Genomic DNA, 23,030 nt, shown 5'->3' with positions numbered 1-23,030 from the left:
ATGCGCGATGGAGGAGGCGTCGACGCCGGCGGGGCCGTTCGACGTGCTGATCACCGGGGCGCGGATCGTGGATGGGGCGGGGAATCCCTGGGTGCGGGGCGACGTCGGCCTCCGCGGCGACCGGATCGCGGCCGTCGGGAACCTCTCGGGCCACCCGGCGACGCGCACGATCGACGCGGCGGACCGCGTGGTGAGCCCCGGCTTCATCGACATGATGGGCCAGTCGAGCGTCGTCCTCGTCACGGATCCTCCGAGCGCCGAGAGCAAGCTCCGGCAGGGCATCACGACCTACCTCTCCGGCGAAGGCGGGTCGGCCGCGCCCCAGAGCGACGCCACCCAGCCCGAGGGCCCGGTCGTGAACGGCGAGGAACTGCGCTGGCGGACGTACGCCGAGTACTTCGCGCACGTCGAGCGCATCGGGATCCCGATCAACGTGGTCCACGACGTGGGACTCACACAGGTGCGGCGCGTGGTTCTGGGCGAGGAGGACGTGCAGCCGACGCCCGAGCAACTCGAGGAGATGAAGGCGCTCGTCCGGCAGGCGATGGAGGACGGCGCCGTCGGGACCTCCACCTCCCTCATCTATCCGCCCGCCGTGTACGCGACGACGGAGGAACTCGTCGAACTCACGCGCGTCGCTGGCGAGTACGGCGGCACCTACTTCACGCACATGCGGAACGAGTCGCATTCCGTGCTGGAGGCGATCCGCGAGGCGATCGAAATCGGCGTCCGCGCCGGCACCCCCGTCCACATCTACCACCTCAAGGCGGCGGGACAGGAGAACTGGCCGCTGATGGCCGAGGCCCTCGCCCTCATCGATTCGGCGCGCGTGGCCGGGATCGACGTGACGGCGGACATCTATCCCTACATCCGGAACGGAATCGGCCTCGGGTCCTTCCTCCACCCGCGGCACTACGCGGGCGGCAGGGCTCCCTTTCTGGAGACCCTGTCCGACCCCGCGGTGCGGGCCGAACTCCGACGCGAGGTGGAGACGACGTCGGACTGGGAGAACTGGTACCGCCACGTGGGAATGGACTGGGACAAGGTCCTCATCGTCTCGGCCCCCGACGAGGTGGACGCGCGGGTGATCAACCTCTCGGTCGCCGAGGCGGCGGACCTCCTCGGGACCGATCCCTGGGACGCGTTCTTCGATCTCGTGCGGGCCGGCGGCGTGAGCGTGAACCCGGAGAGCATGAACGAGGAGCAGAAATGGCAGGCGCTCCGGGCCGAGTTCGTGATGATCGATACCGACGCTTCCCCCGTGAACCCCGCGACCACGGCGAGTTCGCATCCGAGGGCGTTCGGGGCCTTCCCGCGCGTCATCGCGAAGTACGTGAGGGAGGACGGGATCCTGAGTCTGGAGGACGCCGTGCGCCGCATGACGTCGCTCGCCGCCCGCCGCCTGGGGCTCGCGGACCGGGGCCTGATCGCGCCGGGGATGGCGGCGGACCTCGTCATCTTCGATCCGGAGGAGGTACGGGACATGGCCCGGTTCGGGGACGCGATGCGCTATGCCGAGGGGATGGACTACGTGTTCGTGAACGGCGTGCCCGTGATCGATGACGGCGCGCTGACGGAAGCACAGCCCGGCAGGCTCCTGCGCCGGGAGACGGGAGGGGGCCTGTGATGGCGACGATCCTGCCTTCACGAGCCGGGGTCGCGCTGGCAGCGCTTGGGTTCGCGGCGCTTGGACTCGCGGCTTGCTCGGAGGCCCCGTCGGAGGCGGCGGATCTCGTCCTCGTCGACGGGGAGATCCTCACGATGGGGGAGCCGGGAACGGTGGAGGCACTGGCGGTCGCCGACGGCCGCGTGGCGGCGGTGGGAACTTCGGAAGAAGTTCGGGCGCTCGCGGGGCCGGACACACGGGTCGTCGAACTGGGCGGCCGCACCGTGATCCCCGGGCTCACCGACAACCACTACCACGGCATCGGGGGCGGCCCCGGCGTCGACCTGACGGGCGCGCGATCGATGGCGGACGTGATCGACGCGATCGCCGCCGCCGCGCTCGAGACCGCGCCCGGCGAGTTGATCGTCACGAACCGCGACTGGCACGAGGGGCAGCTTGCCGAGCACCGCCTCCCCTACCGTGACGACCTCGACGGCGCGGCGCCCGGGCAGCCGGTCGTCGTCGTCCGCGGCGGGCACGAGTACGTGCTGAACAGCGCGGCGCTTGCCCGCTGGGGCGTCGACGAATCGACGCCGGAGGTGCCGGGCGGCCGCATCGGACGCTACCCGGACGGGCGGCTGAACGGCGAACTCGTCGACCGCGCCAAGGACCTCGTGACGCTGCCGGCGGCCGCGCCGCCCGCCCCGGCCGCCGTCCTCGACGCGCTGGCCGAGGAATACGCCGCGCTCAACGCCCGCGGCCTGACCAGCATCCGTTACCCGGGCGGCCCCCCGGAGCAGTACCGGGCCATCGAGCGCCTAAGGGACGAGGGCCGGCTCACCCTGCGCGTGAACTACGTCCTCCGCGCCCCCCGGGGCGCCGGGGCGCCGCCGCTCGCCGACGCCCTCGCCACGTGGCCGGCCATGGACGAGGGCGACGAATGGCTCCGCGTCGGCGGCGTGAAGCTCGGCGTGGACGGCGGCTTCGAGGGCGGCCTCATGCGCGAGCCGTACGAGGAACCCTGGGGCGAGGGCGGCACCTTCCACGGCCTCCAGACCGTGCCCACCGAGCGCTTCATCGAGACCGTCCGCGAACTTCACCGGCAGGGCTGGCGGGTGGCGACGCACGCGGTGGGCGACGCGGCCATCGACCTCGTTCTCGACGGCTACGAGGCCGCGCACGCCGATGCGCCGATCGACGGCCTCCGCTGGGTCATCGAACACGGGTTCATCCCCCGGGACGACCACTTCCCGCGCATGCGGGCGCTCGGCCTCTCGGTGACCGCGCAGAACCACCTCTACGTGGCGGCACCGAGCCTCGTGAAGTACTGGGGGGCGGAGCGCGCCGCCTGGACCACGCCCGTGCGCGCCTACCTCGATGCCGGGATTCCGGTGTCGCTGGGGACGGACTCCCCCGTCATCCCCTGGGACCCGTGGTGGATGCTGCACCACTTTACGACGCGCGGCACGATCAGCGCGGGCGTGCTGGATCCGGCCCAGGCGATCACGCGCGAGGAGGCACTGCGCGCGGCGACAAGCGCCTACGCGCATCTCACCTTCGAAGAGAACGAGAAGGGGACGCTCGAGGTCGGGATGGCCGCCGACCTCGTCGTGACGACAGACCATGTGCTGGAGTGCGAGGACCCATGCCTGGAATCGATGGAGGTCGATCTGACCGTCGTGGGCGGCCGGATCGTGTACGAGCGGTGACCGCCCGCGTCCGCCGGATCGGCCTGCTGGCCGGGGCCGGCCTCCTCGTCTCCGGAGCCGCCGGCCCGGCGGGGGAGGGCGCGCCTTCCCCCCCGCACGGCAGCGAGGCCCGCTTCGTCGTCGAACTCGAGTGGCCGCGGGAGAACATCGCCCGCACGCTCGGCGTCGCCCGCTCGGAACTCGGCATGTACGGCCGCGGCAACCCGTTCCAGACGCGCGACATCGACGACCTGACGTGCGTCGTCGGCCCCCTCTTCGCGCTCGACATCGAGGACGGGTTCGCGTTCGACATCGATGAGCCCGTCGACCTCGTGGTCACCTACGCGCCGGAACTCACGGGCCCGTTCAGCGTCGGGTTCAACGACAACGGTGGCGACGGGATCGGCGAGTCGGCGACCATCGAACCCGAGACCGGCTCGACCTTCGCCACCGCACGCGTGACGCTCGAGCGCGCCAGGTTCGCCGCGCACGGCATCCGCGACACGGACCTCGCCATCGGCGGCCCGGAGGGGATCGCCCTGTGCGACATCGAGGTCGTGCGGAGCCACGCTACGCCCGTCCCGCCCGGCTACGGCACGCTGCGCCTGGCGGTCGAGGATGCGGCGAGCGGGCGTCCGATCCCGGCCCGCTTCGGTCTCTACGACGAGACCGGCCGCGCTCCGCTCCCCTCCGAGCGCTCCGTCCTCGTGCACCGCTTCGTGGACGAGGTCCGGCTCCTGTGGGTGAACCCGCGCACGTGGTGGCCCTCCGAGCACCGCCTCGCCTTCTACGTCGACGCGGAGTACGAGGCTCGCCTCCCGGTCGGCAACTACGAACTTGTCGCGACGCGGGGTCCGGAGTACCGCGGCTACCGGCGGACCATCGAGGTGCGCGCGGATGAGACGACCGATCTCACCGTCTCGCTCGAGCGCTACGCGGACCTACCGGCGGAGGGCTGGTACTCCGGCGATTCCCACGTTCACATCGCGCGCGACCACACCGAGGACGACGCCGTGTGGGCGCAGGTCGCCGCCGAGGACATCCACGTCGCGAACCTGCTCGAGATGGGGAACATCGCCGTCACGCACTTCAAGCAGCCGGCGTGGGGCGAGGCAGGGCAATACGTGCGCGAGGGCCACGCGCTGGTGTCCGGACAGGAGGACCCGCGCACCGTCCAGCGCGGACACACGATCCATCACAACCTGCGCCGCCCCATCCGCCAGGACCCGGAGTCCTACTTTCTCTACCACCGGGTGTTCGAGGAATCGCGCGCCCAGGGCGGGATCTCCGGCTACGCGCACATGGGCCAACTCTTCAACGGCGAGCGGGGGCTGGCGCTCGACGTGCCGTTCGACCTCGTCGACTTCATCGAGGTCCTGCAGGGCGGGCGCCTGTACGACGATATCTGGTACAGCTTCCTCAACCTCGGCTTCAACGTCCGTCCGATCGCGGGTGCAGACTATCCGTACTTCGGGCCCACGCTGCCGGGGGTCGAGCGCACGTACGTGAAGCTGGACGGGCCGTTCGCCCCGAACGAGTGGTACAACGCCTACCGCTCCGGCCACACCTACGTGAGCAACGGGCCCTTCCTCGAGTTCCGCGTGAACGGGCGGGAGATGGGCTCCGAGCTGCGCGTCGCGCGCGGGGAGAGCCTCGAGATCGTGGCCAGGGCCTTCCTCAACCCCGACATCGATCGCCTGAACCGGCTCGAACTCGTCGTCCACGGCGAGGTCGTCGCGACCGCGACCCAAACATCCGGGGACGGCGACCGGCTGCGGCTCAGAACGCAGATCGAGGCCGACGAGAGCCTGTGGGTTGCCGTCCGCGCCTTCGGCGACCGCGACGGGGAGCGGGACATGACGGTGGCGCACAGCGCCCCCGTGTTCGTCGTCGTCGAGGACGATCCGTGGTGGAAGCTGGAGGCCGTGCCCGACCTCGTCGCCCGCCACCGGGCCAAGCTGCAGGAACTGCTCACGGAGCCGATCCGGCCCGCGGGCGACCTCGAATACTGGGAGACGACCCGCCTCCTCGAGGAGCACTGGGACGAGCAGCGCCTCCAACTCGAACCGCGCGTGCAAGAGGCGGACGCCCGCTACCAGGCCCTCCTCGACCGCGCCCGCGCCGCGACCGCCGCATTTCCCGAATGACAGGATTCCGTCACAAGGAGGACCCCATGCGCCGCCCCGCTCTCCTGGCCCTCTGCTTCGCCGTCCTCGCGCCGGCGGGCTGGTCCGACGCCCATGCGCAGAGCCTTTCGCCGATCGATTCCGAGACGCGCTGGACGTTGTCCGCGGTCGGCGACGTGATCATGAACCGCCGCACGGCGCCGTTCGATCACCCCGGCGATCCGGGCTTCCACGACCTCGCCAACATCATCCGCGCGACGGATGCCGCGTTCCTGAACCTCGAGCAATCCGTGTTCCGGCTGCAGGAGTTCACCGGCTGGCCGGCGGCGGAGAACGGCGGCAACTACGAGGTGGGCTCGCCCGAGACGCTGAAGGACCTCGTGGACATGGGGTTCAACCTCTACAACCGGGCGAACAATCACTCGACGGACTACGGGGTCGAGGGCATGCGCCTTACGAACCGGCTGATGGACGAGTGGGGCCTGATCCACTCCGGGACCGGCGAGAACCTGGGCTGGGCCAGCCGCCCCGGGTATCTGGAGACGCCGAAGGGCCGGATCGCGCTCATCGGGATGGCGTCGACCTTCACGCCCATGTCGCGCGCCGGGAAGGCCGGGCCCACCGTGCAGGGGCGGCCGGGGCTGAACCCGCTGCGGCTGAGCACGCGCTACGAGGGGTCGCCGGAGACGATGGCCGCGCTGCGGGAGGTGGCGCGCCGGCAGGGTGCGAACGTGTCGGACGACCCGAACGCGCCCGTCCGTGTGTTCGGCTCCACCGTGTTTCCGGGCGACGAGGACCGCGCGACCGTGTCGCTCAACGACGTGGACCGCGAGCGCGTCCTCCACGAAGTGCGGAACGCGACGGATCAGGCCGACTACGTCGTCGTGAACAGCCATTCGCACGAGCCCGGCAACGCCTTCGTGACGGCGCCGGCGTGGATGGAGGAGTTCGCGCGGCAGACGATCGACGCGGGGGCGAACACGTTCATCATCCACGGGCCGCATCAGCTCCGCGGCGTCGAGATCTACAAGGGTCGGCCGATCTTCTACTCGCTGGCGAACTTCATCTTCCAGAACGAGACGATCGACCCCATGCCCTCCGATCAGCGCGACCGCTACGGGATCCCCCTCGACCGGCTCGCGTCGGAGATCTACGACACGCGCTTCCAGGTGGACGAGGACGGGAACCCCACGACGGGCTTCCCCATCGGGTCCGAGTGGTACGAGAGCGTGGTCCCGGTCGCGACCTTCGAGGGCGAAGAGGTGGTCGAGATCATCTTCCACCCGATCGAACTCAGCTGGAAGGCGCCACGCGGGCGGCGGGGGACGCCGCGGATCGCGCCGGAGGAACTGGGCCGCAGGATCATCGAGCACCTCGCGGAGCTGTCGCGTCCCTACGGCACCGAGATCCACTACGAGAACGGCGTCGGCGTCTGGCGACGCTAGCCGCCGCCGACGCTGGTCGCCAGACACTTCATGCGCCTCCGCGTTCGGCGGCGTCGAAGAAGCGGGCGGCTTCGCCTTCCTCGACGAAACCGAGTTCCTCGATCTGCTCCTCCTGACGTTCCGAGAGGTCGTCGAACAGCATGCGGTCGCGCGAGGTCGGGGCCGCGTCCGAGGCTTCGGCGTGTTCGAGCAGCTTCGCGAACTTGTCGTCGAGACGGACCGGCCAGTTGATGAGTTCCTGCTTGGCACGATGCTCCCGCGAGGGCCGGAACTGGCGCAGATGGTCCTCGATCTCCCACAGCCGGGCGTCGAGTTCGGCCCCCGCGCGCGCGATGTCCGTGGCGCCCTCCGTCCCCGCGGCGTCCTCGATCGCCTCCACGATCCTCCGTCGCAGGTTGTGGATGCGCGCCACCGCCCGGTGGTTCTCGCCGATCTTCTCCCGGATCGCCATCAGGAACCCGAACTGCTCGTCGAACTCGGCCTGCGGCGTCGCCACGCGCGGGTCCGGCACGATCTCGAAGGGGGCCGCGAACGTCTCGCCGTCCACCGTCAGCCGCGCTTCGTAGCGGCCGGGCGGCGCCAGCGGCCCGTACGGATCTCGATGGCGGTAGAGCGTCTTCGGGACCCAGTCGACGGGTTCCGGATAACGCATGTCCCACTCGAAGGCGTTCGCCCCGGCCTCGGCGGGGAGCCCCGGCTCCACGAGGTCCGCCGGGTCGATGAGATCCGGCCCCGGCTCGGGGGCGGCACCCAGGCTCGAGAAGGTGCGGATCTCCGCCCCGGCGGCCCCGTCGTCGCCCGCCTCGTGGATCGACAGCCGGACCTCGCCCTCGGGGGCGCGGGGCAGGTAGTAGCGGAAGACGACGCCGCTCGGCGGGTTGGGCATCCAGAGGCCGCCGAACGTGGCGCGCGTAACCATCTCGCGGAACCGGATCGTGGGCCGCGGCGTGAACAGGCGCACGCCGTCGTCCGCGCCCGGTCCTCCTCCTCCGCTCCTCAGCGCTACGCCCGCCGCCGCGAGCTGCCGCAACGGCGAGATGTCGTCGAGGACCCAGTGCGCGCGCCCGTGCGTGGCCGCGACGATGTCGCCCTCCTTCACCTTGATGTCGCGCACCGGAGTGACCGGCAGGTTGAGCCGCAGCGAGTGCCAGCTCTCCCCGTCGTCCAGGCTCACCCACACGCCGCTCCACTCCGCACCGGCATAGAGGAGTCCCGGCTGCTCGTCGTCCTCCCGCACGACCCACACGAAGTCGTGCGCGGGGAAGTCCGCGTCGATGCGGCGCCAGGTGGCGCCGTAGTCCGAGGTCGCCCACACCGAAGGCGTGTCGTCGCCCATCATATGCCGGTTCGCAGAGACGTAGGCGGCGGCCGGATCGTGACGCGACGGCTCGACCACGCTCACCCAGGTGTCGGGCTCCATGTCGGGCGGCGTCACGTTCTCCCAGCTTCCTCCGCCGTCCGTCGAGACGTAGACGAGGCCGTCGTTCGAGCCTGTCCACAGCACCCCTTCCCGCACGGGCGACTCGGCGATGCTCGCGATCGCGGCGTACCACTCGATTCCCACATTCTCGCGCGTGAGGCCCCAGAACTCGCCACGATCGGAGGGGGGCGTCGCTTCGAAGCGGGTCTCGTCGGCGCGCGTGAGGTCGGGGGAGATGTCCGCCCAGCTCTCGCCCTCGTCCGTCGAGCGGTGGACGTACTGGGTCGCCGTGTACATGACATCGGGGTCGTGGGGTGAGAGGAAGAGCTTGACGTCCCACACCTGGCGGTAGCGGAGCTGGTCCTCGCCCGTGCCGTAGTAGTTCTCGCCCCAGACCGAGATCCAGCGGCGCTCGCCCGTCGAGCGGTCCACGCGCGCGATCCAGTGGTGGTCGCCCCCGTAGCTCACGTCGAGCCGGTCGGGATGGACCGCGATCCCCCCGTTCTCGGCCGCCGCCGTCGTCCAGCGCTGGTAGTCCCAGATCGCGCCCTCGTCGGAGCGGCTGGGCACGCAGATGCTCGTGTTGTCCTGCTGCGGCGCGCACACGTTGTAGGGGAAGTCGTCATCGACCGAGGCGTTGTACATCTGGCCCGTGGGCTGGTTCTCGACCGACGACCAGGTGCGGCCCCCGTTGAGCGTCACGGTCGCGCCACCGTCGCCCCCGCCCAGCATGCGGCGCGAATCCGTCGGGTCGATCCAGAGCGCGTGGTGGTCGCCGTGCGGGAGCGTCGTGAGGGCGGTGAAGGTCTCGCCCCCGTCCGTCGACTTCCAGATCGAGGTGTTGAGCACGTACACGACATCCGGATCGGTGGGGTCGGCTGCGACGTGCGTGTAGTACCACGGACGCTGGAAGAAATTCGGATTATCGGCCACGCGCTCCCAGCTGCGGCCGCCGTCCTCGGAGCGATAGAGCCCGTTGCCGGAGCAGTAGTAGTCGCGGCACGGAAGCCAGTCCGCCTGTCCGGGCGCGTCCGCCGTGTAGAGCCCGCCCGTCCCATCGCCCTCGGCGGTCATCAGCGCCCACACCCGATTCGGCCGCGACCGGGAGATATCGAGCGAGATCCGCCCCTTTAGGCCCGCCGGGAGTCCGGGCGCGGTAGTGATCTCCTCCCACGAGTCCCCGCCGTCTGTCGACTTCCAGATCCCGTTGCGGGGCCCCGCGTCCTTGATGGTCCAGGGGAAGCGCCGTCCGTTCCACGTCGCGGCGTAGAGCGTACCGGGCGCGCTCCGGTCCATGACGAGGTCGATGACCCCGGTTTCGTCGTCCACGTACAGGACGCGCTCCCACGTCTCGCCGCCGTCGCGGGAGCGGTACACGCCGCGGTTCTCGTCCGGGATGAACCCGTGCCCGTGCGATGCGGCGTAGACAAGGCCGGGATTGCGCGGGTGGACCTCGATCGCCGAGAGGTTCCGGGTGTCCGCCAGCCCCATGTTCCGCCACGTGCGTCCGGCGTTGTCGGAACGATAGATGCCGTCACCGCGCGAGATGTTCGTGCGGAACGAGACGTCCCCCGTCCCGACATAAAGGACGTTGGGATCCGACTCGGAGATCGCCAGCGAAGCGACGGTCGTCGTCCCGAAGTACCCGTCCGAGAGGTTGTGCCAGCTCACCCCGGCGTCGTCCGTTTTCCACACGCCGCCCCCGTTCGTGCTCCCCATGTAGAACACGCCGGGTTCCGTTGGGTGCCCGGCCCCGGCGATGGACTTCCCGCCCCGCCACGGGCCGATCGGCCGCCACTCCAGCACGTCGAGCACCGACGCGTCGGCCGAACCGCCCACCAGCCTGCCTGCCGCGTCCCGATCCGGTACGGGTTCCGGCTCCGCACAGGCCAGCGTGGGAACGAGGAAGATCGAAAGGAGGATCCCGAGCGACGGCGAGGGATCGTGATGGCGCATCATCGCCTCCCAGCTTCAAGAATGACGTTCCCGCGGGAACGCGTGGCTGTGTTCAGTCGGTGCGGCGTAGCTCGACGGGCTGACCATGCGGGGTGTGGCGGTAGGCGTCCGCCCACGCCTCCTTGCAGTCGTCGAGCGCCGCGGAGGTGCTCAGCCGGCGGTCCACGACGAGCCGTTCGAGGGCGGCGACCCAGTGGTGGTAGTACCGGGAGCCGTCGTCGGGTTCGCCGCGCGCTTCCGCCGCGGCGAGTTCGTCCGCGAGCGTTCCGGCCCACTCCTTCCAGGTGAAGTGACCTTCCTCGGAGAGCTTCACCGCGAGCGCGAAGGCCTGCGCCTGCCACGGCGCCTCGAACACCGGGCCCTCCTCGTCAGCGGGCAGGGGAGGGAGCGCCGCGAGACGTTCGGCGTCGACGCGTGCGGCCCCGCCCCACTCGGCCCCGGCCGTCACGCCGGCTCCAGGTAGTCTTCCCACAGGTCCACGTACACCGCGTCCCTCGCGCCGCCCCGCTCGCCCCACAGTTCCCGCGACTCGAAGCGCACCGAGTAGACGTGTTGCGGGCGGCGGTCGAGGGGACGCCGTCCGTCCTCGTCCGTGTCCTGCAGCGCGTAGACGCCGTAGTCCGCGACCACCGTCCCCAGCCGTCCACGCACGTAACGCGGCTGCCGGGTGTGGCCGCGCGGGTGGAGGTTCCGTGCGCGCACCCGGTCGTTCGGCGCGAAGCGGGCGGGTACATCCATGTCGAGGAGCCCGGCGCCCGGCGCCCCGGCGTTCGAAGCCGGGAGCAGCTCCGGCCGCGGCGCCCCCGGATCCGGATAACCCGTCTCCAGTTCGGTCTCGGAGATGAGCCCGCTCACGAGGAGCCGGGTCGTCATCATCCGGAACCAGCGCTCGTAGTAGGACATGCTGAGGTATTCGACCGGCGGGATGCTCTCGAGCGTGTAGCGGAAGGAGGGCCATTCGCGCCCCCGGCCCCACGGACCGACCGCCCGTGTGAGCGCATACACACGCCCCTCCCAGCGGTGGTGGAAGACGGGTTCGTTCTCCTCGGGCCCGATCGGGCCGAAGCCGTCCATGCCGCCCATGTCGTGGATCGTGTTCACTGGTCGCCTCCCGACGGGCCTCCGGATGGCACCTCGACCCGGGCCACGCCGATCATCGAGTCACGACTGACGATCCCCGCCAACTCCTCCTCCGTCATGTCCTCGGTGCCGGCCGGCCGCTCGGGGAGCACGAGATAGCGGATCTCCGCCGTGCTGTCCCAGACGCGGATCTCGACGTTCTCGGGGAGGTCGAGGCCGAACTCGCCGAGGACGTCACGCGGTTCGATCACCGCTCGCGCCCGGAAGGGGGCGGACTTGTACCACACGGGGGGCAGGCCCAGGGTCGGCCACGGGTAGCACGAGCAGAGCGTGCAGACCACGAGGTTGTGCACCTCCGGCGTGTTCGCCACCACCTTCATATGCTCGCCCTGGCCGCCGAGATAGCCGAGTTCGCCGATCGCCGCGGTCCCATCCGCGAGGAGGCGTTCGCGGTACGCGGGATCGACCCACGCGCGCGCGACGACCTCGGCCCCGTTCCGGGGGCCGACCCGGTTCTCGTAGGTGTCCACGATCTCGTCCAGCGCCGCCGAGTCCACCATCCCCTTCTCCACGAGGACGGACTCGAGCGCCCGCACCCGGAGGGCGATGTCCGGCGGCACGTCCTGGTGGTCGTGATCGTGGCTGTGACTGTGGTCGTGTGACTCGTCCTGGTCGGCCATCAGCTTCCCCGGGGCGGCGAATGCGGCCGCACCCACTGCCGCGTCCTTGATGAACCCGCGCCGGTCGACCGGCCGCCCTTCCGATTCGTCCATACGCACTCCTTGCTGGGCGTTCATGGTGTTCACGGGTCGCCGCGTGGCGCAACCTGTCCGTCGTTTTGGCGCGACGGGCCGCCGCGCGGGCGGGATTGCGCGGCCCGAGCCGTCCGCGCACCCTTCGGCGCATGACCGTCTCCTACGAGAACTCGAAGACCATCTTCGACGGGATCAAGGCCGCCGGCATCCGGAGCATCTCCGCCCTGCCGGAGACCTGGCTCGGCCTCCTCCTGCAGCGCGCCGAGGACGATCCCGAGGTCGACCTCATCCAGGTCGCGAAGGAGGAGGAGGCGGTCGGCATCGCGGCCGGGGCCTACTTCGCCGGCGAGCCGCACATCCTGCTCATGCAGAACCACGGCTTCTTCGCGGCGATGAACGGGATCATCTCCCTCGCCCAGCTCTACTCCGTCCCGCTCTGCATGCTCATCGCGGTCCGGGGCCACTGGGGGGAGCCGTATCCGTGGCACACTCGTGGCGGGATCGTGACGGAGGGTTTGCTTCAGGCGCTCAACATCCCCTACCACCACGCGCGAGACCCGGCGCTCGTCGCGAAGGAGATCGCCGAGGCGTACACGCTGTCGCAGAGTTCGCTCTCGCCCGTCGCGCTGCTGCTGACGCGCGACCTCATGGAAGTCTGATGCGGGACGGCGGACCGAGACGGGGGAAGGAGCGCTGATGCGGCGGGCGGACTGCCTCGAACTGATTTATCCGGAGATCGAGGACAAGCTGGTCGTCACGATCATGGGGGCCTGCGCCCAGGAGCTGTACGACCTCGGCCACCGCGAGAACTTCTTCTACCTGCAGCACGCGATGGGGCTCGCCTCGTCGATCGGTCTCGGCCTCGCGAGCCATCTGCCGCACGAGAAGGTGATCGTGCTGGACGGGGACGGATCGGCGCTGATGAACCTCGGCACCTTCACCACCCTCGCGCGCTACCGACCGCGGAACCTCCTCCACATCATCTTCGACAACGGGAGCCTCCTCTCGACGGGCGGGTTCGAGTCGCACACCACGTCGGGCGTCACGGATCTCGCCGCCATCGCGCGCGGGGCGGGGATCGAGCACGCGGTGGCCGTGGATTCGCCGCTGGCGTTCGGGGAAGCGTTCGTCGAAGCGATGGAGCGGGATGACCTCGGCGTGCTCGTGGCGCGCGTGGACGCCGTGGGTCCCGACAACTACGGGATGGACTTCGCCCTGCCCGAGAACGCCTTCCGCTTCAAGCGGTGCGTGCAGGAGCGCCGCGCCGCGACGGGCTGGACGCCACCTCCGCAGCCGGGACACGCAAGCGGCGCCTAGCCTTCACGCCTGATAGCCGTACGCCTAGTGCCCCTCCGCGGCCACCCGGGCGATGACCTCCCGCACCCGGTCGCGGAAGGTGTACGCCCGTTCCATGACCTCCGCTTCGTCGACCGTGAGCACTCGGCCGTCGCTGACGACGACGCGCCCGTTCACGAGGACCGTGGAGACGTCGCTCCCCCGGGCCGCGTACACGAGGTGGGAATAGACGTTGTAGAGGGGCGTGAGCCCGGCCCGGCGCGTATCGAGCAGCACGATGTCGGCGCGCTTGCCCGGCTCCAGCGACCCGATGCGGTCGTGGAGGTTGAGCACGCGGGCGCCCCCTGTCGTCGCCATGCGGAAGACGGTCTCGGCGGGGAGCGCGGTGGGGTCGGCGTTCGCGAACTTGTGGAGCTTGGCGGCGGCGTCCATCTCGTCGAACAGGTCGAGGTCGTTGTTACTCGCCGGTCCGTCGGTGCCGAGTCCCACGGGGATTCCGGCGGCGAGCAGTTCGACGACCGGCGCCGCCCGCGGGATTCCCAGCTTGAGGTTGCTCTGCGGGTTGTGTGAGACCCCGGCGCCCCCCGCCGCGATGCGTTCGATGTCCTCGTCCGAGAGGTAGATGGAGTGGGCGAGCACCGTCCCCGGGCGGAGCGCCCCGATGGACTCGAGCGCTTCCACCACGCCCATCCCGGTCAGTTCCGTCGCCGTCGCGAACTCGCTCGCATCTTCGGCTGTGTGGATCTGAAACGGAGCATCGTGGTCGATGGCCACCCGCAGCGCGGCCCGCACGTCGTCGAGGGAAGTCGTGTACAGCGAGTGTGCGGCCGCTCCGGGAACCAGCGTCGCGTGGTCGCGATACGTCTCCATGAATCCGGCCGCGTCGGCCAGCGTCGCGGCTGGCGAGTCGAAGTCGGGGGCGGGGAAGCCGATGACATGCGGGCCCATGACGGCGCGGATGCCCGCGTCGATGGCCGCGCGCGCCGCGTCATCCCGGAAGTAGTACATGTCCGCGAACGTCGTCGTCCCGCTCTTCAGCATCTCGATGGACGAGAGCAGCGTGCCCCAGTAGACGAACTCGGAATCGACCAGTTCGGCCTCGGCGGGGAAGATGTGCTCGTTCAGCCAGGTCATCAGCGGCATGTCGTCGGCGAGTCCCCGCAGGAGCGACATGGCGGCGTGGCCATGCGTGTTGACGAGACCGGGGATCACGAGGTGCCCCGTCGCGTCGATCACCGGCACGCCGGCGGGGCGGGGAGCTTCTCGGTCGAGGACGGCGGAGATCCGGTCTCCCTCCACGAGCACGGCACCGCCCTCGAGGACGGTGCCCGCCTCGTCCATGACGACGACCGTACCACCGTCGATCAGGAGCGGGCCGCCTCCGGAGGCTATGTCACTCGTGTTGGAAGCGGGCGAGCACGACAGGAATATGCCCGCGAAGAGGAGTCCCCCGCCGGCTCGGGCGAAGGTTCGTGTCGGCGCGAACCGCAACGGCTAGCCGTCCCGCGGCTGCGGGACGATCCGGATGTAGGGCAGCGGCTGCTCCCACCCCTCCGGGAACCGCTTCCTCGCCTCCTCGTCGGTGACCGCCGGCGCGATGATCACGTCGTCGCCCTGCTCCCAGTTCGCCGGCGTGGCGAGTTGCTTCTCGGCCGTGAGCTGGCACGAATCGAGCAGTCGGAGGATCTCGGCGAAGTTGCGGCCCGTGCTCATCGGATAGGTGAGGGTGGCCTTGATCTTCTTGTCGGGCCCGATGACGAACACCGAGCGCGCCGTGGCGTTGTCCATCGGCGTGCGGCCCTGGGACGTGTCACCGGCGTCGGCCGGCAGCATGTCGTACGCCTTGACGATTTCGAGCCTCGGGTCGCCGATCAGCGGGTAGCCGACGGCGTGCCCCTGCGACGCCTCGATGTCCTTCGACCAGGCCTCGTGGTCGTTCACCCCGTCGACGCTGACCCCGATGATCTTGCAGTTGCGCGCCGCGAACGCGTCCTCGAGGGCCGCCACCGCCCCGAGTTCCGTCGTACACACGGGCGTGAAGTCCTTCGGATGGGAGAAGAGGAGGGCCCACCCGTCCCCGATCCAGTCGTGGAAGCGGATGCTGCCCTGCGTCGTATCCGCCGTGAAATCCGGCGCCGTGTCATTGATGCGAAGCGTCATCGGTACCCCCGACTCGAGTGTTTGCGTTGGATCCGCCGCTGGCGGCCAGGGGCTATGATCGGCGCCTCGCCCTATGGAGACAACGCCGGAAGCAGTGTATCGCGCACCCAGACATACGAGGGTTCGATCTCCAGGGCCCGTTCGTACGCCGCGCGAGCCTCTTCGGGCATCCGCAACGCCACGTACGTCTGTCCTAGCCAGGCATAGACCTCCGCCTGCCCCCACGCGGGAAGCGGAGCCTCCGGCGCGTCCTCCTCGAACAGCGCGGCTGCCGCGAGAAAACGGTCGAGGGCGATGTCGTGGCCGCCGCCGTACATGGAGGGTGTATGGAAGGCGCTGATCCCCTCCAGCACTTTAACACGGGGGTTTCGCGGCCCCATCCCTACGGCTCGACGCATTTCGGCGCCGGACCGCATCGAGAGACTCATCGCGGTCTCGTCACTGACGATCTGCCTGCCGAGCACGGAACTCATGAGCGCGTGCGATTCGGGGATGGGCTCGAGTTCAATCGACCGGAGAAGGGAGGACTCCGACTCGAACAGGATCGCGAGCGCCCCGTCCGGATCCGCATCGAAGCGGAGCGTCGCCAGGCGGTAGAGCGCATACCCGAGATAGTGCCGGACGAGTCCGTCTTCGGGAAAAGCGGTTACGGCCCGCCGGGCCAGCGCGACCATCTCGGTCAGGCCCTCAGAGTCACCGGCGATCACCGCCTCCCCGATGCCCGTTCGAAGACGCGCCGCCACTTCGGTGGGGTTCGGAGCCTGGAAAGCGAAACCGGCGGTCGGCAGAAGCAGCAGAGCCACGGACGCCAGTATGCCCGGTCGGTTCATCACGTTCGTCCGCGATGTCATGTCGTTCTCTCTCTTCCCCGTTCTGAACTGACCCTCAGAAGGGCAGCGTCGTCGTCGCGCCGAAGTAGATCGTGCGCGTGAATGGGCTTCGCAGGGGCGTGCGGTCGGTGTAGTCGCGGCTGTGCCGGTATTCGGCGACGTTGAGGCGGTCGAAGACGTTCATCACGGAGACATAGAACACCGTCAGATTTTCACGCCAGAAGCTCTGAAGGAGGCTCGCGGACAGGTCGAACCGCGCGTAGTCGGGAAGCCGCTCCGACATGGGCGCCCCGTACACCGGCTCCCACACGCTGCGGTCCGGATCGAAGAGCGCCCTCTCAACGGGCGTGAACGGAATCCCGGTCGCGGCTCGCCAGGCGGCGCCGACCTCGAGCCACTCGGTGAGGCCCCGCGTGAGGACGATGTTCAACGTATGCGTGGCGTCGAAGGGGGACGGGGCCAGTTCGCCGCTGTCCGGGTCCGTGCGCTCGGAGTCGACGAAGCTGTACGCGGCGCGTCCCGTAAGCCCCAGGAACGGCACGTCTCCCTTGAGGAAGATGTCGAATCCCGCCGCCTCGCCGGTCCCGGCTCCGCGAACGATGTGGTCCCGCGTCTGTGAGGCAAGCGACCCGTAGCGTTTTCGATAGGCCTCTACACGAACGAGGTGCTCGCCATCATCGTACGCGATGCCCCCGATCAGGTGACGCGCCGACATGGCTGGCAGGCTCGGGTCACCCAGCGTGGGCTCGAAGAAAAGGGGATCCGGGATCTGATGAAACACACCCCACGCCCCAGTAACCGTGAGATTGGCGGCCGGGCGCCAGGACACCGAAACCCGCGGGTCGGCCGTCACGCGGTCCGTGAACGACGAACGATCTGTTCGAGCGCCCACGACGAACCGAACAGCGTTCCACGGCTGTAGCTCGATCTCCCCGAAGCCCCCCCATCGCGATCCTGTCTCGCGGCTGCCGAAGACGGTCGTCGGCGCGCCGGGCGCGTTGTCGTGCGAACCCGCCGGCACCGCGCCGGCGATGTCCGCGTCCCGGCCCTCGAATTCGGTTCCGCCGGCCAGCGCAATGCCACGCCCCACATGGACGTCGAGCTTCGCGCGTGCTTGCGTGAGCCTGTCCTCCCGTTCGACGCGGAACGCTCCAAAATCCTCATCCTTCCGCGACCCGCTCGTTGCCACGCTCCACGTCACGCCGAACGCCCCGAACGCGTCGAAACCGGAGACGGCAAGAAGATCCGCTCGCGCGTCCGAACGGTACGTGCCCGAGTGCCCGGGGCCATCGATCAGGACGCCGACGCGGTCGGTCTGATACAACCCGAACGCCTTCATGCTGCCGCTACCGCGGTAGGACCATTCCGCGCCTCCGCTCAGGTCGGTTGAAGCAGGAACCTGATCGAACTCCGACCTGCGCCCGTTGAGACGCATTAGAAGGTGAGTGTCCGAGCGTGACGCTGTCACCCACCCGCCCGAAGACTCAGACGCGTCGAGGGCCGCCCGCCCGGACACTCCGGCCACGGAAGCGCCCAGGTTGAGTTCGCTCCGCGTCGGCATACCCACGCTGCGGAGATCGGCCACGGCGGAGAGGGCGTCACCGTATTCCACGCCGAAGCCGCCCGCCGAGAAGTGCGTGCCCTGCAGTTGAAAGGGGTCGAAGCGTCCGAACGAGACGGTCCGGTCGGTATCGAGCCGGAATGGAGAGATGACCGTTGCTCCGTCCAGCATCACCCGGGTCTCGGATATGTCGCCCCCGCGCACGAAGAGCCCCGCCCCCTCTCCGACGTTCTGGAGTCCCGGGAACGTCTGGATCGCGCGGAAGGGATCTGCTGCCGCCCCCGGCGTGCGCACGACGTCGAGATCGCTGAGAATCACATCCGGGAGGCTGCCCAACCGATAAGTGCCGGCTTCGACGTGGATCGGCTCCAGCGCTACCGGTGCCAACTCCATCACGATCGGGACAGGAGCCGCGAGTGGGAGTTGTATCGCCCGTCTGACTTCCAGGTATCCGAAACGCTGCACCACCAGCGTCACCGGACCCTCCACTGCGGATTCGAAGCTGAAAACGCCCAGGGAGTCCGTGAGCGCCCCTTCCAGCGTCTCGAGCAGGAACACATTCGCGCCGCCAATCGCTCCCCCCGCAGGCTCGCGTACGCTTCCCATCACGCGGAGCGCCTCCTGCGCGGCGAGGCCGGCCGGTATGAGTGCTGAGACCCAGATCCAGACCGCGGCGGCGGCCGCCTCTCTCGTCTTCACGGCTTCAGCCCGTCTCGCGATGGTCCGCGTCCGGCGGCAGCGAATGCAGTATCCACTCCAGACGGCCGACGTAGTTGCGGAAGGCCCCGCGCCCCGTCTCGGTTGTTCGGTATCTCGTGACGGGTCTCCGGCCGACAAAGCTCTTGCTTACGCGCACATACCCCGCGTCCTCGAGCTTGCGAAGGTGAGCACCAAGGTTGCCATCGGTGGTCTTGACCTGGTCCCGGAGGTACGTGAACTCCGCGTCCTCGACACTGGCGAGAATGGCGAGGATCGATAGTCGGATCCTCGAGTGAATCAACGGATCGAGATCACGGTAGTCATACGGCGTCATGCGACAAGCTCCATTCGGGCGGGTTTGCCCGCTCGGCGGATCAACAGGAAGCCCGGTCCCGCCATGAACAGGATCAGCCCGGCCGACATCACCAGGTTGTTGGCGGGGTGCGGCCAGATCAGCATGGCGCCGCCCAGGGCCCACCAAGCGATGGCCAACACCCGGAATAACGCGTGATCGCACAGGGAGGACGACGCAAAGAAGGCCGTCCCGATCACGATGGCCATCACAGCTGGGGTGATCGGGCCCGGCAGCGTTCCGGTCTGGGCTCCGCAGAGTCCGAGTAGCATCAACCCAAGGCCGCATCCAATCCAGACTGCGCCGAGAATCCTGTTGGCCAACGAGTCGACCGCGTCGTGCTTTCGGCTCCAACGGCGCAGAGGTACGGATATCCCCCAGGCGAGTCCGATTGCGGTGCTCCAGACAACACGGGGCGAAACGGGAAGCGCGCCGCTCTCCGCCCAGTAGTCGAAGACCTCGGCGGTCGCGAGCACGCTACCCCACAACACAAAGTGCCAGCCGTTGTTGGACACCGTCTCCCGTGCGTCCTCCATCAGCCGACGGATGACCGCCAAGTCGTCTCCCGCCTGCTGTCTTGCGTTCGCTTCACCCATCGAATCCTCTCTGCAAAGTACTTTGTATTTTAGAGTATGTGAATTCGAACTCGTCCACGTCAACTTCGTGAGAACAGCGAGATACGTGGCCGGGAAGCCACTGCTATGGCCGAACTCAGGCTGATCCTGTCATGTTGATCGACACGCTGGAGACTTGAAGAGTTGCCAACCGGGAGTATTGGAAATGACCGTAGGACGCCGTGTCCTGTTGACGACCGCCGCCCTTACCGTCGCCATCGTCGCGACGGCGCGGGCGCACACGATGTTCCTGAAGCTCGAGAGCTTCTTCCTGGAGCCGAACTCGACGAACGTCGTGGCGCTCTTCAACGGAGACTTCGACGAGAGCGAGAACCACATCACGCGCGATCGCATGCTGGACGTGAGCATCGTGGGACCGGACGGGGTCGTGCACCCGCCGGCGGAGGCGTGGCGGGACACGGCGATGTTCCACTGGCACGCGGACAGCGTCGACACGGCGCTGCTGACCTTCGAGACCGGCTCGGCCGGGACCTACACGATCGGCGTGTCGACGGCGGCGCGCGTCATCCCGCTCACCGGGGTGGAGTTCACGGAATACCTGGTTCACGAGGGCCTGGTCGACGAGATCGCGCAGCGCGAGGCGGCCGGGAAGACCGACGACGACGCGGCCGAGCGTTACAGCAAACACGTCAAGGCGATCGTCCAGGTGGGCGACGACCGGAGTGGCGAATGGGCGGAGGAACTCGGCTATCCGGTGGAGATCATCCCGCTGCACAACCCGTACGATCTCGTCGTCGGCGATGAGTTCCAGGTGCGCTTCCTGCGCGCGGGCGAGCCGGTCGAGAACGCGCTCCTTTATGCGAACTACGAATTCAACCCCCACTCGCACGACGATACCGGTGCGCACAACGAGGCGGTCGAGGTTCGCACGAACGAGGACGGCGTCGCGACGATCCCGCTCGTCGGCGGAGGACGGTGGTACATCCGGACGATTCACATGGTGGAGACGCCGTCGGAGCCTGACATCGACTACGAGTCGAACTGGGCCACGCTCACGTTCCAGGTCCGGGGCGGCTAGCCGGAAGCCGCTCTTGGGATCCGGCTTCGGGGAGACCGCCGGCTAGTAGCCGCGCTCCCGGTTGACGACCGCGAGAAGCGGTTCGCCGGCCGCGAAGCGGCGCAGGTTCTCGCGGAAGAGGGTCCACATCCGCTCCATGTGTTCATCGGAATCGCCGCCGAGGTGCGGTGTGATGATCACGTTCGGCATCGACCAGAGGACGTGGTCCCGCGGGAGCGGCTCGGGGTCCACCACGTCCAGACCCGCGCCCGCGATCCGACCCTCCCTCAGCGCGCGGACGAGCGCCCCCGTGTTCGTCGTGCGTCCGCGTCCCAGCGTAACGTAGAGCGCGGTCGGCCGCGTCAGCTCGAAGAAGGCCTCGTCGACGAGGCCTTCCGTTTCCGGAGTGAGCGGAAGGGCGTTCACGATGACGTCCGCCTCGGGAACGAGATCCAGGAGTTCGGATGCCAGCCCTACGCGCTCCACGAAATCGGGGCCCTCCCGGCTGCTGTTCCGCGTGGCGATGACCCGCATGCCGATCCCGTGCGCTATGCGGGCGGTTTCCGTGCCGATCCCGCCGAGGCCGATGACGAGCATCGTGCGGCCCCGGAGCTCGAGCAGTTCGCTCCCCTCTCCCCGGTAGGGGGAGGGCCCGGTCAGCGGCCGGATGTCCCAGCGCCGCTCCCGCTGGAGGTCGAGCGCCGTGTGGAACCGTCGCGCCAGCATGAGCGCCATGCCGAGCGCGTGCTCCGCGCCGCCGGGGGCGAAGATCCGCTGGGCGTTCGTGATGACGAGGTCCTCCGCGTCGGAGAGCCCGGGCAACGCGAGGTAGCGTTCGACCCCCGCCGAGGCGAGCTGCACCCAGCGGAGCCGGTCGCCGGCGGCGAGGATGTCCGCGTTCAGCACGCCGAGGACCGCGTCGGCGTCGTGCGCTTCGGCTGCCGCGGCCTGTCCGTCTCCGACGACGACGAGGTCCACGTCCGGAGCGACCTCCGCGAGTTCGGCCGTGCGGCCGGGCCACAGATCGGCGACGACGACTTTCACGGGCGGCTCCCAGTCAGGAGAGGATCGATCGGGCGAAGGGCCCGGGCGCAGGCCGAGCACCCCGGCCGGGGCGCGCTCCGCTTCGGCCGCGCTCTCCGGCGGACGATCGGTGGCGCAGCTCGCGACCGCCAGCGCGGCGAGCAGCGAGCACAGGCGACCCGGCGAGCGGGCTACGGATTCCCCCCCGTCCGCTCCTGGTAGCGCGCGCCGCTCAGCACGTTGAACATGGCATAGTTGCCCTCGTGGCACGCGTACTCGTAGAGCAGATGGTCGAAGCGCTTGAAGGGGACCTGTCCACCCCACGGGCCCGTGTACACCGCGGGATCGTCGATCGTGAACTCGTAGAGGATCGTTTCCTCGTCCACGCGGGTGAAGCGCTCGACGACCTTCCGATCCTTCGAGGGCGGCACCCCCCGGAACGCGTGCTCGGGGTTCAGGTTGGTCGTCTCGACGACGAGCGTTCCATCCTCCCACCAGCCGACCGAACTTCCGAACCACGGCGTGACGTGGTCCGGTCCCGGCCGGCTTTCGAGCGGCTCCCGCGGGTCGCGGATGGGGATGATCCGCGCGTCGTGCACCATCTCGGCCATGATCACGATGAAATCTTCGTTCTGCGCGATCGTGTAGCTGTTGTTGTACCAGTAATTCGGGAGCATCGGCGGCCCGGCGCTCGATCCGAACGATACGATGCACCGTTCCGCGAGCGGCCGAAGCTCCGGGTGGTCGTACTGGCCGAACCTGCCGCGGAACTCCGCCGCCTCCTCCAGCCGCCGCCGCGCCTCCGGCGTGAGATCCGGAACCCGTCCATCCGGCGGGTCGGTGACGAGGGAACTGCGCGGCTCGCCGTCAACGACCGCCACGCGCTCGCCCGGCTCGCGGTAGAACTCATCGTAGCAGGTCGTGGCCCCATCGATGCAGACCCGGTGTTCACCGCCCGGCGGCAGCGGCCGGTCCGGGTCGACGGGAGCCGTCCGTTCGGCGACGGTCTGCGCCTGTCCACCTTCGATGGCAGCGACTTCTTCCGGGCTCAGCACGGGTCCCTGGCCTTCGGGACGTTCGAAGGGGGTCAGCGTCTGGTTCGTCCAGTTCCCCTGCAGGTCGGGGTGGCCGTGCGCGGTGAGCGGGGGCTCCCAATCGCCGGAGGTGGTCTGCGTGCGGGCCGCGTCGGGGCGAAGGAGTACCGCGGCGGCAGCCGCAAGTCCGAGGACGCCGATCGCGACGTAGGTGAAGGGGCGCGCGGCGGGTCGGTCCACGTTCATCGTTCCTCCTCGGTGCCGGCATCGGAATCGACCGCATCGGCAATCTGCGCTTCGCGAGCTTCGGGCGCGAGACGTGGAACGCGAAAGGGCCCGGAAGACCGGGCCCTTTCGAAGAGCTGTC

The 23,030-nt window shown here is 69.2% G+C and carries 19 protein-coding genes; 7 read left to right on the top strand and 12 right to left on the bottom strand.

Going from position 1 to position 23,030, the window contains the following annotated elements; all coding sequences use genetic code 11:
- Window positions 1–7 precede the first annotated feature (7 nt).
- The 4 genes from RN901_RS08580 to RN901_RS08565 are packed head-to-tail and all read left to right on the top strand — an operon-like array spanning window position 8 to window position 6,865.
- Entirely contained in the window at window positions 8–1,627 is a 1,620-nt protein-coding gene (locus RN901_RS08580) for a D-aminoacylase (RefSeq protein ID WP_310757862.1), read from the top strand.
- Window positions 1,627–3,315: an amidohydrolase gene (locus tag RN901_RS08575; RefSeq protein WP_310757861.1), complete on the top strand. Its 1,689-nt coding sequence runs from the start codon at window positions 1,627–1,629 to the stop codon at window positions 3,313–3,315. The genes RN901_RS08580 and RN901_RS08575 overlap by 1 nt, the downstream gene beginning before the upstream one ends.
- Window positions 3,312–5,441: a CehA/McbA family metallohydrolase gene (locus tag RN901_RS08570; protein ID WP_310757860.1), complete on the top strand. Its 2,130-nt coding sequence runs from the start codon at window positions 3,312–3,314 to the stop codon at window positions 5,439–5,441. The genes RN901_RS08575 and RN901_RS08570 overlap by 4 nt, the downstream gene beginning before the upstream one ends.
- Before the next feature lie 26 nt (window positions 5,442–5,467).
- Window positions 5,468–6,865, top strand: coding sequence for a CapA family protein (locus RN901_RS08565; protein WP_310757859.1), 1,398 nt, complete (start codon window positions 5,468–5,470; stop codon window positions 6,863–6,865).
- Between the two features lie 28 nt (window positions 6,866–6,893).
- Here RN901_RS08565 and RN901_RS08560 read toward each other — a convergent pair whose 3' ends face one another.
- From RN901_RS08560 to nthA, 4 genes are read right to left on the bottom strand one after another with little or no spacing between them, the layout of a single operon-like run.
- Window positions 6,894–10,241: a hypothetical protein gene (locus RN901_RS08560; protein ID WP_310757858.1), complete on the bottom strand. Its 3,348-nt coding sequence runs from the start codon at window positions 10,239–10,241 to the stop codon at window positions 6,894–6,896.
- A gap of 52 nt (window positions 10,242–10,293) precedes the next feature.
- Window positions 10,294–10,689, bottom strand: a complete 396-nt coding sequence (locus RN901_RS08555; RefSeq protein WP_310757857.1) for a nitrile hydratase accessory protein — start codon at window positions 10,687–10,689, stop codon at window positions 10,294–10,296.
- Window positions 10,686–11,342, bottom strand: a complete 657-nt coding sequence (gene nthB / locus RN901_RS08550; RefSeq protein WP_310757856.1) for a nitrile hydratase subunit beta — start codon at window positions 11,340–11,342, stop codon at window positions 10,686–10,688. Before nthB ends, RN901_RS08555 begins: the two co-directional genes overlap by 4 nt.
- Window positions 11,339–12,094, bottom strand: a complete 756-nt coding sequence (gene nthA, locus RN901_RS08545; protein WP_310757855.1) for a nitrile hydratase subunit alpha — start codon at window positions 12,092–12,094, stop codon at window positions 11,339–11,341. Before nthA ends, nthB begins: the two co-directional genes overlap by 4 nt.
- Window positions 12,095–12,189: 95 nt before the next feature.
- Here nthA and RN901_RS08540 point away from each other — a divergent pair, with 95 nt between their 5' ends.
- Together RN901_RS08540 and RN901_RS08535 are read left to right on the top strand one after the other, a co-directional pair.
- Window positions 12,190–12,735 (top strand): thiamine pyrophosphate-binding protein, encoded by a 546-nt coding sequence (locus tag RN901_RS08540; RefSeq protein WP_310757854.1) that lies wholly within the window; start codon window positions 12,190–12,192, stop codon window positions 12,733–12,735.
- A gap of 37 nt (window positions 12,736–12,772) precedes the next feature.
- Window positions 12,773–13,393, top strand: coding sequence for a thiamine pyrophosphate-dependent enzyme (locus RN901_RS08535; RefSeq protein ID WP_310757853.1), 621 nt, complete (start codon window positions 12,773–12,775; stop codon window positions 13,391–13,393).
- A 24-nt stretch (window positions 13,394–13,417) separates the two neighbouring features.
- Here RN901_RS08535 and RN901_RS08530 read toward each other — a convergent pair whose 3' ends face one another.
- The 6 genes from RN901_RS08530 to RN901_RS08505 form a co-directional block, all read right to left on the bottom strand.
- Window positions 13,418–14,863, bottom strand: a complete 1,446-nt coding sequence (locus RN901_RS08530; RefSeq protein WP_310757852.1) for an amidohydrolase — start codon at window positions 14,861–14,863, stop codon at window positions 13,418–13,420.
- A gap of 3 nt (window positions 14,864–14,866) precedes the next feature.
- Window positions 14,867–15,532 (bottom strand): peroxiredoxin, encoded by a 666-nt coding sequence (locus tag RN901_RS08525; RefSeq protein WP_310757851.1) that lies wholly within the window; start codon window positions 15,530–15,532, stop codon window positions 14,867–14,869.
- Between the two features lie 71 nt (window positions 15,533–15,603).
- A complete protein-coding gene (locus RN901_RS08520; protein WP_310757850.1) occupies window positions 15,604–16,383 on the bottom strand; it encodes a tetratricopeptide repeat protein in 780 nt (259 codons plus the stop codon).
- Window positions 16,384–16,417: 34 nt separating this feature from the next.
- Entirely contained in the window at window positions 16,418–18,622 is a 2,205-nt protein-coding gene (locus tag RN901_RS08515) for a TonB-dependent receptor (protein ID WP_310757849.1), read from the bottom strand.
- Window positions 18,623–18,626: 4 nt separating this feature from the next.
- Complete coding sequence (locus tag RN901_RS08510) at window positions 18,627–18,956, bottom strand: transcriptional regulator (RefSeq protein WP_310757848.1); 330 nt, start codon at window positions 18,954–18,956, stop codon at window positions 18,627–18,629.
- Complete coding sequence (locus RN901_RS08505) at window positions 18,953–19,570, bottom strand: hypothetical protein (protein ID WP_310757847.1); 618 nt, start codon at window positions 19,568–19,570, stop codon at window positions 18,953–18,955. The genes RN901_RS08510 and RN901_RS08505 overlap by 4 nt, the downstream gene beginning before the upstream one ends.
- Window positions 19,571–19,754: 184 nt before the next feature.
- Here RN901_RS08505 and RN901_RS08500 point away from each other — a divergent pair, with 184 nt between their 5' ends.
- Window positions 19,755–20,627 carry a DUF4198 domain-containing protein gene (locus tag RN901_RS08500; protein WP_310757846.1) on the top strand — a complete coding sequence of 291 codons (873 nt, stop codon included), beginning with the start codon at window positions 19,755–19,757 and terminating at the stop codon, window positions 20,625–20,627.
- A 42-nt stretch (window positions 20,628–20,669) separates the two neighbouring features.
- Here RN901_RS08500 and RN901_RS08495 read toward each other — a convergent pair whose 3' ends face one another.
- Both RN901_RS08495 and RN901_RS08490 read right to left on the bottom strand, forming a co-directional pair.
- The gene (locus RN901_RS08495) at window positions 20,670–21,650 is read right to left on the bottom strand and encodes a D-2-hydroxyacid dehydrogenase (RefSeq protein ID WP_310757845.1); all 981 of its coding nucleotides are present in this window, start codon (window positions 21,648–21,650) and stop codon (window positions 20,670–20,672) included.
- A gap of 170 nt (window positions 21,651–21,820) precedes the next feature.
- The gene (locus RN901_RS08490) at window positions 21,821–22,909 is read right to left on the bottom strand and encodes a hypothetical protein (protein ID WP_310757844.1); all 1,089 of its coding nucleotides are present in this window, start codon (window positions 22,907–22,909) and stop codon (window positions 21,821–21,823) included.
- Window positions 22,910–23,030: the final 121 nt, after the last annotated feature.

This window comes from Candidatus Palauibacter soopunensis (assembly GCF_947581735.1).
Lineage (GTDB): Bacteria > Gemmatimonadota > Gemmatimonadetes > Palauibacterales > Palauibacteraceae > Palauibacter > Palauibacter soopunensis.
Note: the sequence above shows the minus strand (reverse complement) of the source record. Positions and strands in the feature narration are given on the sequence as shown.

Coding starts and splice junctions, on each gene's coding strand:
- RN901_RS08580 (WP_310757862.1), top strand. CDS start 8: ATGGAGGAGGCGTCGACGCCGGCGGGGCCGTTCGACGTGCTGATCACC.
- RN901_RS08575 (WP_310757861.1), top strand. CDS start 1,627: ATGGCGACGATCCTGCCTTCACGAGCCGGGGTCGCGCTGGCAGCGCTT.
- RN901_RS08565 (WP_310757859.1), top strand. CDS start 5,468: ATGCGCCGCCCCGCTCTCCTGGCCCTCTGCTTCGCCGTCCTCGCGCCG.
- RN901_RS08560 (WP_310757858.1), bottom strand. CDS start 10,241: ATGCGCCATCACGATCCCTCGCCGTCGCTCGGGATCCTCCTTTCGATC.
- nthA (WP_310757855.1), bottom strand. CDS start 12,094: ATGGACGAATCGGAAGGGCGGCCGGTCGACCGGCGCGGGTTCATCAAG.
- RN901_RS08535 (WP_310757853.1), top strand. CDS start 12,773: ATGCGGCGGGCGGACTGCCTCGAACTGATTTATCCGGAGATCGAGGAC.
- RN901_RS08525 (WP_310757851.1), bottom strand. CDS start 15,532: ATGACGCTTCGCATCAATGACACGGCGCCGGATTTCACGGCGGATACG.
- RN901_RS08520 (WP_310757850.1), bottom strand. CDS start 16,383: ATGACATCGCGGACGAACGTGATGAACCGACCGGGCATACTGGCGTCC.
- RN901_RS08510 (WP_310757848.1), bottom strand. CDS start 18,956: ATGACGCCGTATGACTACCGTGATCTCGATCCGTTGATTCACTCGAGG.
- RN901_RS08505 (WP_310757847.1), bottom strand. CDS start 19,570: ATGGGTGAAGCGAACGCAAGACAGCAGGCGGGAGACGACTTGGCGGTC.
- RN901_RS08500 (WP_310757846.1), top strand. CDS start 19,755: ATGACCGTAGGACGCCGTGTCCTGTTGACGACCGCCGCCCTTACCGTC.
- RN901_RS08490 (WP_310757844.1), bottom strand. CDS start 22,909: ATGAACGTGGACCGACCCGCCGCGCGCCCCTTCACCTACGTCGCGATC.